We start from the raw sequence: 14,878 nt of genomic DNA, 5'->3' as shown, positions 1-14,878 counted from the left end.
CTAAAAAAGAGTTGTTTACTTAAAAGATTGTATCAAACGTTAACAACTTTAGCACATTTTTATTAATCAAAGGAGCTCTACTCTTGTCAAAAATTTTCACAAAACCGCAAAAGACTTCGCGGATTTATCGATTAACTAATGAAATATTTAGTGCCATTACTCATGGTATTGGCTTAGCCTTAGCTATTGTTGGGACAGTCTTATTGATTATTAAAGCCGCCCACCAGCATCCCCTTCAGCCAAAAGTATTATTTGCCTATCTAATTTATAGTTTTACACTAATTTTTTTATATTTATGTTCAACATTGTTTCACAGTTTATATTTTACGAAAGCCCAGCATATTTTCCAAATTTTAGATCATAGTTCCATTTTTTTATTAATCGCTGGAACTTACACCCCTTATTGCTTACTGGGAATTCCTAAACCACTGAATTTTATTCTATTAAGTATCATTTGGTTGACTACAGTTGGTGGTATTATTTATAAAATTTTTAATTTAGGAGCTCATCCCATCATCGATACTAGTTTATACGTTATTATGGGTTGGTTGGTCATTTTAGCAATGAAACCACTACATCAATCCCTAGGAACAGCCGGGATTACACTCTTATTTTGGGGTGGCATGGCCTTTACAGTTGGCGCTTTATTATATTCAATGCGGGGAATTAAATATATTCACGTTATCTGGCATGTTTTCGTTATGTTAGGAACGACCTTGATGTTCTGCTCAGTTTACTTTTATTTATAGAATTTAAATAAAATGCGCAAAAATGACACTTAAAAAGTTATTTATTAGTGATTGACCTTCCGTTGATATACTAAAAATTCATGTGCCCACTGATTATTTTCATCAACCTGACCAACTTGCCGTTTAATTAACTTAAATTGTTGATAATCCAAAGGAATCATCCAAGTATCGCCACTAAATTGTGCAGCGATTTTGGTTACATATAAATATTCAACTTGCTCTTGAAACATTTTAAACAACGAAAGTCCGCCAAAAATAAACACCCGTTGCTTTTCTTGAATCAGTTGTTCAATTTCCCGTTTAGAAGTTACAATTATTAGATTTTTTTGTTGGTGAAATCGTTCTGGATGACGCGTTAGAACAATATTACGTCGTTTGGGCAATGAACCATTGGGAAAACTCAGAAAAGTTTTTGCTCCCATGACAATCGTACTGTTTAAAGTTGTTTGTTTTAAATAATGCAGATCTGCTGGCAAATGCCACGGCAAATGTCCCGCTTGACCAATTAAATGATTTTGATCTTCAGCCCAAATATATGCTAACATCTGTTCTCCTTAAACTGCCACGGGGGCTTTAATTCCTGGTGCAGGATGATAACCTTGCAATTGAATTTGTTCCACCCTTAAGTTATCAAGATTGGTAATTTGGGGATCTAAAATTAATTGTGGTCCTTGCACCGGTTGCCGCGTTAATTGTAATTTAACTTGTTCCAAATGATTTTGATAAATATGGGCGTCACCTAAAGTATGGACAAACTTACCCGGTTTTAAGCCAGTAATGTGTGCTAATAGCTGAATTAACAACGCATAACTGGCAATATTAAATGGCACCCCTAAAAACAGGTCGGCACTACGCTGATACAACTGACAAGATAAATAACCATCATTAACGTAGAATTGAAATAAAGTATGACATGGTGGTAATGCCATCTTGTCCAAATCTGCTGGATTCCAAGCTGTCACTAACAACCGGCGAGACTGTGGGTTAGTTTTAATCTGTTCTACCACATTGGCAATTTGATCAATTTCACCAGTTTGTGTTTGCCAATGACGCCACTGTTTACCATAAACATTTCCCAGATCGCCAAATTGTTGTGCAAATTGTTGTTCATTCAAAATTCGTTCACAAAAAATTTGCTTTTGGCGCTGATATTCTTGATTAAACTGATCATCAATCAATGAGCGATGACCAAAATCCGTCATATTTGGTCCTTGATAAGCACTACTTTGAACATATTTTTCAAATGCCCATTCATCCCAAATATGATTATTATGTTCTAATAAATATCTGATATTACTATCACCACGCAAAAACCATAATAATTCAGATTTAATCAAACCAAACGGAACTCGCTTCGTTGTCAAAAGAGGAAAACTCTCCTGGAGGTCAAATTGCATTTGATAACCAAAGATGCTATAAGTTCCCGTTTTAGTACGATCAGCTTTGAAATGACCTTGAGTTAAAACTTGTTTTAGTAAACTTAAATACTGCATTTCATTACTATTAATAACCATTAGGTCTCCTTTTCTGATAACTCCAGCCAACGATCACTCGCTGTTTCTAATTCTTGATTAAGTTGCGTTAATTGCTGTTGATGCTTTAAAATTTCCTGATAATTATCGCCCTCAGTATTCATCAATTGTTCTAAATCAGTTTTTTGTTTTTCTAATTGCGTAATTTTAGGCTCTAAGTCTGCAAGTTCTAATTTTTCAGCATAAGTTAATTTATTAGTCTTAACAACTTTACTTGTTTTAGTTTTAGAACTAGTTTTAACTGCTGTTTGATTTTCCATAGCTGTTTGCTGTAGATATTGCGAATATGAACCCCAATAACGTTTTATTTGTCCTTGACCCTGAAAAACTAATAAATCATCTGTAATTTTATCTAAAAAATACCGATCGTGCGAAACAGTGACAACACTCCCTTGAAATTGTTCTAGATAATTTTCTAGAATCGTCATTGTTTCAATATCCAAATTATTGGTAGGTTCATCAAACAATAAAACATTTGGCTGTTGAATAAGTATTGCCAACAAATATAAGCGCCGCTGTTCGCCTCCTGACAAATCCCTAATAAAAGCTCCTTGTTGTTTTGGAGAAAATAAAAATTGTTCTAGCAACTGCGAAGCAGACATTTTATCTCCGGCATTATTAGCAACATTTTGCCCAATAGATTCCAAATACGTAATTACCCGTTTATTAGGATCCATTTGTTCAACTTGTTGTGTATAGTAGCCTATTTTGACTGTTTGACCAACAATTAATTGTCCTTTTGTTAATTGTTGCCTTCCGGCTAAAATATTTAAGAAAGTTGTTTTACCGGCACCATTAGCCCCAATAATACCAACATGTTCACCGGAATTAATTCGCAAAGACAAGTCTTTTAATAACACTTGTGTTCCAAAATTCAAACCAGCCTCTTTCAATACAAAAACATCATTGCCCAAGCGCTGTTGTTGAATATCAATATTCAATTGTCGAGAAGGAGTAGCATTCTGTTTTTGTAAGGTTTGACTTAATTCTTGAAAACGCGCTACCCGTGCATTTTGCTTCGTTCCTCGCGCTTGAACACCAGCTTGCATCCATTTTAACTCATGACGATATAAATTACGTTGATGCTGTTGAGTAGCCGCTAACGTAGCTTCATTTTGGGCACGCTGACGTAGATAATGTTCATAATTTCCACTATATTCTTGTAAATGTTGATTACTCAGTTCAAAAATGCGATTGGCCACCAAATTTAAAAAATAACGATCGTGCGTAACAAAAATTACAGCTCCTTGATAATTATTTAAAAACTTAGCTAACCAATTAATAGCACTTTCATCAAGATGATTAGTCGGCTCATCCAAAATCAATAAATCAGAGTCTGAAACCAAAATTTGAGCCAAACTAACGCGCCGCACTTGACCTCCCGACAATTCTTTAATTCTTTGATTGAATTGAGTAATCCCTAATTTAGTCAAGATGGTTTCTACCGTAGCTTGAAATTCCCAACCATCAATACGATCCATTTGTTCTTGAGCTTTAAAAAAACTCTGTGTTATTTTTTCATCAGTACTATTTTGGCTATAACTACTTAAAGCTGCTTCATATTGGCGAACCGTTACGTACAAAGGCTCATCACCTTGTAAAATTGCTTCTAAAACCGTTGCTTGTGGATTCAAATAAGGATTTTGTTTTAAATAACTAACCTGATAATCACGCGGATGATCAACAATTCCCTGTTTAACCAAGTGTTCATCCACTAGCGAATTCAACAATGTCGTCTTTCCGACACCGTTCAAACCCAGCAAGCCAATTCGATCTTGTCGTTGAATTTTAAAGTTCACATGTTCAAATAACGTTCGTGCACCAAAAGCTTGGTTTAATTCTGTGACACTTAACATCTTCATTGCTTAATCGTCCTTACTTACTAAATTTAATTGCCTTAGTGCCTGTAAAAGTGCCTGTTTTTGATTAGGTAGTTGATGTGCTAATACTTGTTGTTGTAACCATAATATATCTTGACCCACTTTAGGACCAGGAGTCAAGCTTAATTCCTGCATTAAAGTTCGCCCATCAACGGCTAAATCATGACTGTTTTTAATCGGTAAATCTTGATACCACTGAGCCAACATCTGTGCTTTAGGCAGATCATTAACAGCCCTTAAAAGCCGACAACAATTAGTAATTACTTGTTGTTGTGCTTGATAGACCGACCAAGTTGTTAAATGAGACCAATTTTGTAATAGTTGGACACTCTTTAGTGTGATTTTAACCACTTCATTGGATAATTTCCAAGCTTTTAAAAATTCACGTAAGCGTTGTGGATTAAAATGCCAGTACCAGCCTAATAAAGTCCAAACTTGCAATTGATCAACTAATTGCAACTTCGGATTTAATACCAGTAACTTATTTAAATTAGCATTAGTCAATTGCGGACAATAGTTATTCAAGTTAGTAGCTAGCATGGTTTTTAATCCTAATTGCCAGCCAGGAGCTTCCATTAATTTCAACCATTCATCACGTATCCGTTCAATGGCAATCTTGGATAATAAATGAGCATTTTCCAAAATCCCCTTCTGAGTTTGGTCAGTGATTTGAAAATTCAACTGTGCTTGAAATCTGACTGCACGTAACATTCTTAACGCATCTTCATGGAAACGTTCCTTAGCTTGTCCAACCGCTTTAATCTGTTGTTGTTGTAAATCGTTTAAGCCACCAAACAAATCAATTAATTGACCCTTAGTCGTCATTGCTAAGGAATTAATAGTAAAATCTCGTCGTTTTAAATCTTGTTCTAAAGAACGAACAAATTCCACATGATCAGGCCGTCGATAATCCTGATAACCCGACTCCGTACGAAAAGTTGTAATCTCATAATTTTGTGCAGCCGTAATAATCGTCACGGTTCCATGATCAATACCAGTATCAGCCGTATGTTTAAAAATAGTCTTAATTTCAGCCGGATAAGCACTAGTTGCTAAGTCAACATCATGAATCGGCCGTTTTAATAGCATATCGCGCACACACCCACCAACAAAATAAGCTTCAAAACCAGCTGCGGTAATTTTATCTAAAATAGGGATTGCCTGCGCCATGATTTTTGGGAAATGTTCAATTTTCATATTTTATTTTCAATTCCTCCCATAGTTCATTCATTTCCCAATCATCAGGTGCTAAGCGCAAATAGTTTTGTAAAGCAGTTAATAGCAACTTAGTTTGATCACTCTTACGTAAAAGATTAATCAAGTCCCGTAAATAATCAGGATTATCTTTAAATTCATCATAAATACTTAAAAATACTTTTTGGGCATCCTCCACCTGATCTAAGGCACTCAATGAGCGCGCGCGATTCCATTGTGCTTGACCATCGGTTTGCAATTGATCAACATATTGGTCTAATAAGTCTAAATTAGCCTGATGATCGGCTTGAAGCAAATAAATTCGACTTAGGGCTAACAATAAACTATTTGGTGCTGCTAAGTACTGAATACCTTGCTTCAACAATTTCACTGCCAGTTCCAAATCAGCTGTTTTTTCTGCACTGGTAGCAACTAGTTCATATAACAGTTCATTATATGGATCATAGCTTAAACCTTGCTGAGCAACCTTTAAAGCCGCAGCTGGTTGATTCTTAGCCAAAGCTAACCGACTTTGTAAAACATAACCGGCCGAATAATCAGGAGTTAATTCCAATAACTGCTCCACTAATTCTTGAGCCTTACTATAATGTTTTAACTCTAATTCTAGATTAGCATAATTATAGAGATTATCAGCATTAAAAAATTCAACCGCTGTTTTTTGATAATTTTTTTCAGCAGCCTCATAATTACCTAATCCAACTTGAGCAGCTGCTAAACGCTGATATAGAGAAATTCCTGAAAATTCTGTTACATCTTGATCTAGCAATTGTTCATAATAATCACTAGCCTTTTGAAACTGATTTTCGTTAAAATACAATTCCGCCAAAGCAAATTGAATAACGAACTCTTTAGGAGCCAATTTCAAGGCTGTCAATAGTTTTTGTTCACTAACCTCATATAACCCCAAAGTTTGGTAAAGATCAGCACTGACCATCAAAGAAGCCACGTAAGCATCTGAATTAGGCCTAACTTGTGCTAATAGATTAGTAGCTTCATCAATTTTGTCATCAGAAATCAAGATCTCTGCTAAATTAACTTTTAAAATATCTTCACGTGGTAATTGTTGCAATAATTTCCGGTAAATAGTTGCTGCATTATCCGTTAATCCCAACTGTTGTAATTGCTGTGCGATTGTATACAAGTCATCAACGCTATCATGTTGGAGCGCTTTTTTTAATAAAGCTTGTCCCTGTTGGAAATTGCCTTGCTGTAAAGCAGAAATTGCTTGTTCACCAAATGTCATCTTTCAAGACTCCCTTAAGTTAAAATAAAAAAGAGCGTTGAACAGTAATCTGCCCCACCCTCCAAATGTTATGTAAACTAAGATGACTATAAATACAACCGTAATTATAGTCATCTTATTAGATAAACAATCTTTTAAAAAATTATTTAACAGCGTCTTTTAATGTCTTACCAGGCTTAAATGCTGGAACATTACTTGCAGGAATGGTAATTTCTGCGTTTGTTTGTGGGTTACGTCCCTTACGGGCAGCACGATGACGAACTTCAAAGTTACCGAAGCCAATCAATTGAACTTTTTCACCCTTAACTAAAATTTCTTGGATAGAATTGAAGACTGCATCAACTGCTGCAGTGGAATCCTTTTTAGTTAAACCAGTTTTTTCAGCAACGCTTTGAACTAATTCTGCTTTATTTGCCATAATATTTTCACCTCCGTAAAGCAATGAAGTTGATCATCACTTAGTCGAAATGACGACTACCAAACCATCATTCTTTTAACAAATTATCATAAGATTGCCGAGCTAGCAAGGAATAATCACCTTTTTTTACAAACTTTTACAATTCTTAAGAAAAATTTCATTTAAAAAGCGCTAAAATTATCATTTTCTCATTCGCGCAATGATTTTAATTGGTGTTCCCGTAAAATCAAACATTTCGCGCAACTGATTAATAATAAAACGTTCGTAAGAAAAATGGAATAGTTCTGGATCATTAACAAACGCCACAAAAGTAGGCGGATTCACGGCCACTTGTGTCAAGTAATACACTCGCAAGCGCTTATTTTTGACGGTCGGTGCGGGCGCAATTGCTGTTGCTTTTAATAACAAATCATTCAAAAGCGACGATTGAATTCGCCGATTTTGATTTTCATAGACAGCACTGACCAATTCAATAATTTTACCTAGCCGTTGATTTTTTAACGCTGAAACAAAAATAATCGGTGCATAACTTAAATAACGAAATTCTTGGCGAATATAGTCAGTAAATTCTTGCATAGTTTTTTGATCTTTATGAGCTACAATATCCCATTTATTAACAACAATAATCACTCCACGACCAGCTTCATGAGCTAAGCCCGCAACTCTTTTATCCTGCTCGCGAATTCCTTGTTCACCATCTAAAACCATAACCACTACATCACTACGATCAATAGCGCGCATGGCACGCATCACAGAATACTTTTCCGTATTTTCATAAACTTTACCCCGTTTACGAATTCCGGCCGTATCAATCATGGTGAATAATTGTCCTTGTTCATCTAAAAAACTAGTATCAATTGAATCACGGGTTGTTCCTTCCATGTTCGAAACAATAACCCGTTGTTCACCTAAAATGGCATTTACTAACGATGATTTGCCGACATTAGGCCGACCAATAAAACTAAATTTGATAGTCGGGTCTTCATCAACCACTTGTTCATCAGGAAAATTCTGTACAATTTGGTCTAAAAGATCGCCCAAACCGATTCCATGAACTCCAGAAACCGGAAACGGTTCACCTAAACCTAATGCATAAAAATCGTAAATATCTTGGCGCTGTTCCAAATTATCCGCTTTATTAACCGCTAAAACTACGGGTTTCTTTGCTTTAAATAAAATACGTGCTACTGTTTCGTCTTCTCTAACAACACCAACACGACCATCAACTACCATCACAATGACGTCTGCTTCATCAATTGCAATTTCTGCTTGACTCTTAATTTCTTGATTAAGGGTTGTTTCTTCTAAAGTAATCCCGCCAGTGTCTATTAAAGTAAACTGCTTATTTAGCCACTCTGCATGAGTATAGATTCGATCGCGTGTTACCCCTGGAGTATCTTCAACAATGGCAATTCTTTCACTGGCTATGCGATTAAACAACGTTGATTTTCCAACATTCGGACGTCCGACTAATGCAACAACTGGCATTACCATTTGCTCACCTTCTTATTTGTGATTAAGCGGCTAAAACAATAAAATTAATGATTGTATTCTACTGAAAATTACACAAACATTAATTAATTATTGTGTGCCAAAATCAACAGTCTTTGCCTAATGATTTTGGTCTTAGCCTTATTTTTAAAATCTTTATTAAAAATCAAAAGAGGGTGGGACGAAAATACACCCACCCTTTTGACAAAATTAGAAAAAATCAAGGATTAACAATAAAGTTCATTACCTAACAATGGTATCAAACTAATTAATTATCATTGTTGATGAATTTAAAAGTTAACATCTCACCAAAATATATTAATTTTGGGAATCATCATCCACGATATCTCCCAATGCAAATCCACGTTCCTCATCTGGAAGAGTGTAGTCAGTATTATCTTCTTCATGAGACTCTGTAGACTTTTTAGCATGTGGATTTTCTGTCAATTCTTTAATCGACAAGCCCAAACGCTTTTGTTCTGGATCAACATTCAAAACTTTTAAGCGCACTTTCTGACCAGCTTGTAAAACATCTGCTGGCTTATCAATCCGCTCCCAAGAAATTTGCGAAACATGAACCAAACCTTCAACACCAGGTAATACTTCTACAAAAGCGCCAAAGTCAGTTAACCGTTTAACGACACCGTCAATTTCATCACCAACAGCAATTTTTTCTGCAACACTTTCCCAAGGTCCCGGTTGAGCTGCTTTCATTGATAGAGAAATTCGACCACGATCTTTATCAACATCCAAAACTTTAACTTTCACTTCTTGACCAACCTTTAAAACATCTGATGGTTGATTAACATGCGCATAAGAAATCTGAGAAACATGGACTAAGCCATCCATTCCACCTAAATCAATAAAAGCACCAAAATTAGTTAAGCGTGAAACCTTAGCTTCTAAAACATCACCTGGTAAAATTTTATCCATCACTTCTGCTTCACGAGCTTGCTTTTCTTGCGTAGCAATTTCCTTATGTGATAAAACAAAGCGATTCTTTGTTGGTTGAACTTCAATAATTTTCAAATCTAAAGTTTGACCCACGTACGGCTTTAAATCACGCACAAAATGGTCAGAAATCATTGAAGCAGGAATGAATCCACGTAAGCCATCAACTTCAACTAATAAACCGCTTTTAACAGTTCCAGTAACTGCTCCTTGAACTGTTGTATTTTCGTTCATTAAATCAACCATTTTAGTATAAGCTTTTTGATTTTCAATGCGACGTTTAGATAAAATAAAACTACCGTCTTCTTTATCATTTGCAGAATGCCGCACGACCAATAATTCTAGTTTATCACCAACTTGTGCCAGCTTATGAATATCAGCCTTCCGATCTGCAGTTAATTCACGCAGAGGAACAACTCCTTCAACACCAGAATTATCAATACCTACCACCAATTGATTATCTTCAACTGATAATACCTCCGCGGTAACCACATCACCAATTTGTACTTGATCAAAATTATCAAGTGCTTGCTCCATGGGATTTATGCTGCTATTCTCTTCAGCCATTTTTACATCCTCCTCGCCATCATTCGAAATCTATCTTAATGTAAAATCACTTCAATTACCAGTGCTATTCATCATTTCTTTAATTTTATTTGAATAATTTGCAGTGCTTTTTGAACAACTTGATTAATCGTTAAACCAGTCGTATCAAGAATTTGCGCATCTTTTGCTCGAACTAAAGGCGAAATTTTTCGATGAGAATCTTTATAATCTCGCTGTTCAATTTCCTTTGCAATTTGCGCTAACGGCGTTGTAATTTGCCGAGTCAAATTTTCCTGATACCGTCTTTGAGCACGCTCTTGAACGCTGGCGGTCATAAAAATTTTCACCTGCGCTTGCGGCAAGACGACAGTGCCAATATCACGGCCATCCATCACTACATCATTATTTTGAGCAAACTGTCGTTGTTGCTCCACTAATAAAGTCCGAACAGCTCCCAAAGCAGACACTTGTGAAACATTTTGTGAGATTACAGCTGTACGAATTACCTCTGTCACCTCATCTTCACCAGCAAATACCAGCTGTTTGCCTTGTTGTAACTTAAAAGTGATTGGATTTTCTTTCAAAGTAGAAACAATAGCTGCAGAATTACCATAATCAATCTTGTACCGATTAGCCAACCAAGTTGCTGCACGATACATAGCACCTGTGTCAACGTATAAATAATCTAATTTATGCGCAATTGCTTTGGCAATTGTGCTTTTGCCTGCTGATGCCGGTCCATCAATTGTTATTTGCATATCTTTTTAACTCCTATATCAAAAAGGGCTGGGACAAAAGTCACTTAATAGTTGTGTACTAACGACATTAAAAATTCAAATTTAAACTCAGAACTTTAAATACCACTAGCCGACATAAATTACTGACTTTTGGACGCAATGCAATAATGATTCAATGTTCATTAGCATTATTGTCCCAACTCTTTTATTTAGTGAACACGTAACCGCATGCCCGGGCGTAAAACAGTATTACTGGACATACCATTTAATTGATATAATTGCTGCGTAGTCATACCATGATTTAAAGCAATACGATACGCATTGTCATGCGCCTGCACTGTATAATAAGAACTGTCATCAGCACTACCATTGGCATTAGCTGTAGTAGCACTTGACTGTTGATCGTTGGTTGTACTACCAGCGCCAGCAGATTCGGCACTATTTTGATTCTGATCATCATTATTTGTTGCAGAGGACTCTTCTTTCTTATCAGTATCAACAGTCGGCTCAGTTGCAGCTTTCTTTTTATTAGGTGTCTGATCCAAATGTGATGTTACTTTTTTTGCTTTTTGTTTTTTAACTTGTTTAGTAGCTGTACTCTTAGGTTTAGAACTAACTGCTACTTTACTAGTATTATCAACCGCTGTTTTTTGATGTCCTGCAGACACTGCCGACCAAAAAATTGGTAAACACATAATTGCAAGCAAAACTACCACTAATGACCAAACCAAAACCTTATTACTTTTTTGAGTTTCATTACGTTGCACCCGTGAATACTCTGCAGAAGTTTCTGGTGTTTTTGAAGTAGATTTAACGGAATCTTTTTGTTCCCCCGTATCCTCTCCAAAGGTAGCTTCCCAAAGTTTAGGCTTTTTATCGCTCATTAATCTCACCTCTAATAACTATTAATTTTACCAGTTAATCAGAGAAATTTCACTAAAAATAGAAAAACTGAAAATAAATTATTAGAACTTTAAACGTCTCGTCAATAAAACACTCAAAATAGAATTAATGAAACCTTTAACTATATTAAATGGTACCACCCCAAATAAAACATATTTTTCTACTGGCATACCAATATTAAAATTTAAAACGGTCATATATAAAGGCATCAAGATAAAATAATTGGCCAACGATAAAACAATCGTTAAACTTAAAATCCCACTACCATAAGATAACCACAATGAATGATGACGTTGGAGTAGCAAAACTATTGGAATGATAAACGCCAAACTAGACAATAATGATGAAAAGTCACCAATTAAACTTGCAACATTCATCCCCATTAAAACCCAATGCAACAACACTTTACAAAAGGCCACTAAAACTCCAGTTGACATCCCATAAATTCCAAAAGCTAATAAAACTACTACATCACTAACATCCATTTTTAAAAATGAAAATCCCGGAATCAACGGTATTTCAATATACATCACTAAAGTAGCTAGCGCCGTTAATAAGGCGCCACCAATAACTTTATTATGAGATAACTTACTTTTTTCCATAAAAAAAACCTCCAACAAATCGTTGCAAGGCAAAAGAGATTGAGCTAAATATTAATAAAGCGTCAACATAACACTAATTTATCCCAGTCACTACGTTTTCTACCATCTGGACTATTACCATCGGTTTTGGAATTTCACCAAATCCACCATTACTGGGTTGCGGACTATCACCGCCGGTCAGGAATTGCACCTTGCCTTGAAAACGATAATTATTATAATTTTTGAAGAGCTTTGACTTCATCACGCGTTAAAAAGCGCCAGCCACCAGAAACTAAGCCGTTTAGCGTTAAAAATCCAACTTGCTCTCGTCTTAATTTTACCACATTAAATCCAACTTGTTTAAACATTTCTTTAACTTGATGGTTCATTCCCTCATGAATTACTAATTTAACCAAAGAAGTTTGACGCTTACGATCAACACTAATAATTTCCGATTTAGCAGGAGCCGTCTTCCGTCCCTTGATCCGAACCCCATGTCGTAATTGTTCCAAAGCTTTTGAAGTAACAATTCCAGAAATTTTAGCAATATAAACTTTATTAATCTGATTACTAGGATGCAACAAATGGTTAGTCAAGTCACCATCATTGGTTAATAATAATAATCCTGACGTGTCATAATCTAAACGACCAACAGGATAAATTCGCGTCTCAATAATATCCTTAAAGTAATCGGTCACTACTTTACGACCCTTTTCATCATGTACAGAAGAAATCACTCCGCGAGGTTTATAAAACAATAAATAGACTTTAGGAGATTTTTCAATTGCAATTCCATCGACTTCAATCAAATCACTAGTGGAAAATTTTTGGCCTAATTCTGTAATAGTTTGTCCGTTAACTTGCACCCGGCCAGCGATAATCAATTCTTCAGCTTTTCGACGAGAAGTAACGCCAGCATTAGCAATTATTTTTTGTAAACGTTCCTTTTGTTTCATTTATTTTTATCCTCTTTAAGAAAACAAATCAACATTTCCTTGTTGATCTAAATTTTGTATTTGAAAAGCCGCTAGTGGTGGTAATTTATCCAATGATTTTAACCCAAAATAGTTTAAAAATTCAGATGTCGTACCATACATTAACGGTCTACCTGGTGCATCCTTATGACCAGTAGTTTTAATTAAGCGTCGAGCAATTAAAGTTTGCAGCGTGGCACTACTATTTTTAACTCCCCGAATTTCATCAATTTCAATTCGAGTAACGGGTTGTTGATAAGCTATAATTGCCAAAACTTCCATTGCCGCAGAACTTAATTTACTGGCTTGTTCTGTCTGCCAATATCTAGCCAGTAAAGGCTGATACTTAGCTTTAGTCAATAGTTGATAGTTTTCTCCAAACTGTTTAATCAATAATGGGCAGCTTTTATCGCTCTGAAGATGTTGAATCAAAATTGCCATTTGTTGTCTAACACTAGCAAGATCTTTTTGTAGCAAACTTGCTAAATCCTCCAGCGCTATTCCCTGTTCACCCGCAATAAATAAAAGCACAAATAGTTGTTTTTGCACTAAATTCACCTCAATTTCACTAAAATATCTGCTTGAAAATCTAATTGAGTAACCACTACTAAGTGATCTTTAATCAATTCCAACAAACCCATAAATTTTGTTACTACCTCTTCAATAACACTGTTATGTTGTAACAATTCTTGAAAAGTAATTTGCGAATGATGTTGTAATCGATGAATAATTTGAGTTTGTGCTTGAGCTACTGAAATTGTTTCTTTTTTAGGCAATTGTGCTAATTGAAATTGTTGTTGTAATCGATCCAATAGATTAACTAAGCATAAAGCTAAATCATTACCGGTATAAGTTTGTGGTTTTAAAACAATCTTGCGCTCTTTTGGTCCTAAAGTTGGCGGACGACTATACATTTGTTGGCGTTGTTGTTCTAAATTTTTTAATTCTTCAGCTACACTTTGATAAATTTGATAAGTTAATAATTGTGCTACTAAATCACTACGCGGATCAGCAACTTCATCAATCATATCCTCAGGATAATCTTCAACAATAGGATCCTGTGGTAATAGCATTTGACTTTTAATGCGCATTAACGTTGCCGCCATCACTAAATAATCACCAGCAATATCTAACTGCAATGATTGCATTTGATGTAAATAATCCAAGTACTGCTGCGTAATTTGGGCAATGGGAATATCATAAATATTAATCTGTGATCGTTTAATTAAATGTAATAACAAATCCAAAGGACCATGAAAATCAGTTAAAATCAACTCTAATTGTTCCACTGCTAACCACCTAATGCTTTTTTTGCCACTGCAAAATCAAAGGTGTAATTTCTATTGTTCCCATAATTTTGCTATCAGGATAATATTCTTGCACTTCATCCAAAATTTTAAAGATTGTTACCTGTAAGCGTTCAGCAGGAATTAATGAAATATACCTTACCAAGACAATTCGCTTTTGAATTTCTAAAGCAATAATTCCAATAAAATCGGAATCAAATCGCCGATACAAAAACAATTGATGCCGATCATCTGTAGTATATAAATCCAATTCCATCTGAACATGATCTAAATCTTTCAACTCGGGCATATATGATAAAAAACCCATGGCAATTTTTTGATAATTATCACTATATTTAACTAGCATTTTAA

General features: G+C 35.3%; 16 protein-coding genes and 1 riboswitch. Of the genes, 1 reads left to right on the top strand and 15 read right to left on the bottom strand.

The features are described 5' to 3' along the window. The first annotated feature begins 83 nt into the window (after positions 1-83). Positions 84-749, top strand: a complete 666-nt coding sequence (trhA, locus tag AC3B7A_RS08485; protein WP_489755667.1) for a PAQR family membrane homeostasis protein TrhA — start codon at positions 84-86, stop codon at positions 747-749. A 44-nt stretch (positions 750-793) separates the two neighbouring features. Here trhA and AC3B7A_RS08480 read toward each other — a convergent pair whose 3' ends face one another. The 15 genes from AC3B7A_RS08480 to AC3B7A_RS08410 form a co-directional block, all read right to left on the bottom strand. Further along, positions 794-1,294: a dihydrofolate reductase gene (locus AC3B7A_RS08480; protein ID WP_489755666.1), complete on the bottom strand. Its 501-nt coding sequence runs from the start codon at positions 1,292-1,294 to the stop codon at positions 794-796. 9 nt (positions 1,295-1,303) lie between these two features. After that, positions 1,304-2,263: a thymidylate synthase gene (locus AC3B7A_RS08475; protein WP_489755665.1), complete on the bottom strand. Its 960-nt coding sequence runs from the start codon at positions 2,261-2,263 to the stop codon at positions 1,304-1,306. Beyond that, complete coding sequence (locus AC3B7A_RS08470; protein WP_489755664.1) at positions 2,263-4,143, bottom strand: ABC-F family ATP-binding cassette domain-containing protein; 1,881 nt, start codon at positions 4,141-4,143, stop codon at positions 2,263-2,265. The genes AC3B7A_RS08475 and AC3B7A_RS08470 overlap by 1 nt, the downstream gene beginning before the upstream one ends. A 3-nt stretch (positions 4,144-4,146) precedes the next feature. After that, complete coding sequence (locus AC3B7A_RS08465) at positions 4,147-5,358, bottom strand: CCA tRNA nucleotidyltransferase (protein ID WP_489755663.1); 1,212 nt, start codon at positions 5,356-5,358, stop codon at positions 4,147-4,149. Next, complete coding sequence (locus AC3B7A_RS08460) at positions 5,348-6,619, bottom strand: tetratricopeptide repeat protein (RefSeq protein ID WP_489755662.1); 1,272 nt, start codon at positions 6,617-6,619, stop codon at positions 5,348-5,350. Before AC3B7A_RS08460 ends, AC3B7A_RS08465 begins: the two co-directional genes overlap by 11 nt. 142 nt (positions 6,620-6,761) lie before the next feature. After that, a complete protein-coding gene (locus AC3B7A_RS08455; protein ID WP_489755661.1) occupies positions 6,762-7,037 on the bottom strand; it encodes an HU family DNA-binding protein in 276 nt (91 codons plus the stop codon). Positions 7,038-7,217: 180 nt separating this feature from the next. After that, positions 7,218-8,531, bottom strand: a complete 1,314-nt coding sequence (gene der / locus AC3B7A_RS08450) for a ribosome biogenesis GTPase Der (RefSeq protein WP_489755660.1) — start codon at positions 8,529-8,531, stop codon at positions 7,218-7,220. Positions 8,532-8,846: 315 nt separating this feature from the next. Further along, positions 8,847-10,046, bottom strand: a complete 1,200-nt coding sequence (gene rpsA, locus AC3B7A_RS08445; protein WP_489755659.1) for a 30S ribosomal protein S1 — start codon at positions 10,044-10,046, stop codon at positions 8,847-8,849. A 71-nt stretch (positions 10,047-10,117) separates the two neighbouring features. After that, positions 10,118-10,783, bottom strand: a complete 666-nt coding sequence (gene cmk / locus AC3B7A_RS08440) for a (d)CMP kinase (RefSeq protein WP_489755658.1) — start codon at positions 10,781-10,783, stop codon at positions 10,118-10,120. A gap of 188 nt (positions 10,784-10,971) precedes the next feature. Next, complete coding sequence (locus AC3B7A_RS08435) at positions 10,972-11,646, bottom strand: LysM peptidoglycan-binding domain-containing protein (RefSeq protein ID WP_489755657.1); 675 nt, start codon at positions 11,644-11,646, stop codon at positions 10,972-10,974. A gap of 81 nt (positions 11,647-11,727) precedes the next feature. Continuing rightward, positions 11,728-12,267, bottom strand: a complete 540-nt coding sequence (locus tag AC3B7A_RS08430) for an ECF transporter S component (protein ID WP_489755656.1) — start codon at positions 12,265-12,267, stop codon at positions 11,728-11,730. Between the two features lie 90 nt (positions 12,268-12,357). Further along, positions 12,358-12,475, bottom strand: a riboswitch (FMN riboswitch). Between the two features lie 4 nt (positions 12,476-12,479). After that, a complete protein-coding gene (locus tag AC3B7A_RS08425) occupies positions 12,480-13,202 on the bottom strand; it encodes a pseudouridine synthase (protein WP_489755655.1) in 723 nt (240 codons plus the stop codon). Positions 13,203-13,217: 15 nt separating this feature from the next. Beyond that, on the bottom strand, positions 13,218-13,769 hold the full coding sequence (scpB, locus tag AC3B7A_RS08420; protein WP_489755654.1) for an SMC-Scp complex subunit ScpB: 552 nt from the start codon (positions 13,767-13,769) through the stop codon (positions 13,218-13,220). A 5-nt stretch (positions 13,770-13,774) separates the two neighbouring features. Next, a complete protein-coding gene (locus AC3B7A_RS08415; protein WP_489755653.1) occupies positions 13,775-14,509 on the bottom strand; it encodes a segregation and condensation protein A in 735 nt (244 codons plus the stop codon). A gap of 10 nt (positions 14,510-14,519) precedes the next feature. Further along, positions 14,520-14,873 carry an N-acetyltransferase gene (locus AC3B7A_RS08410; protein WP_489755652.1) on the bottom strand — a complete coding sequence of 118 codons (354 nt, stop codon included), beginning with the start codon at positions 14,871-14,873 and terminating at the stop codon, positions 14,520-14,522. Positions 14,874-14,878: the final 5 nt, after the last annotated feature.

The sequence above is a fragment of the Bombilactobacillus sp. ESL1202 genome (assembly GCF_058107125.1).
The sequence above is the reverse complement of the archived record's forward strand: the minus strand, read 5'-3'. Positions and strand labels throughout refer to the sequence as shown.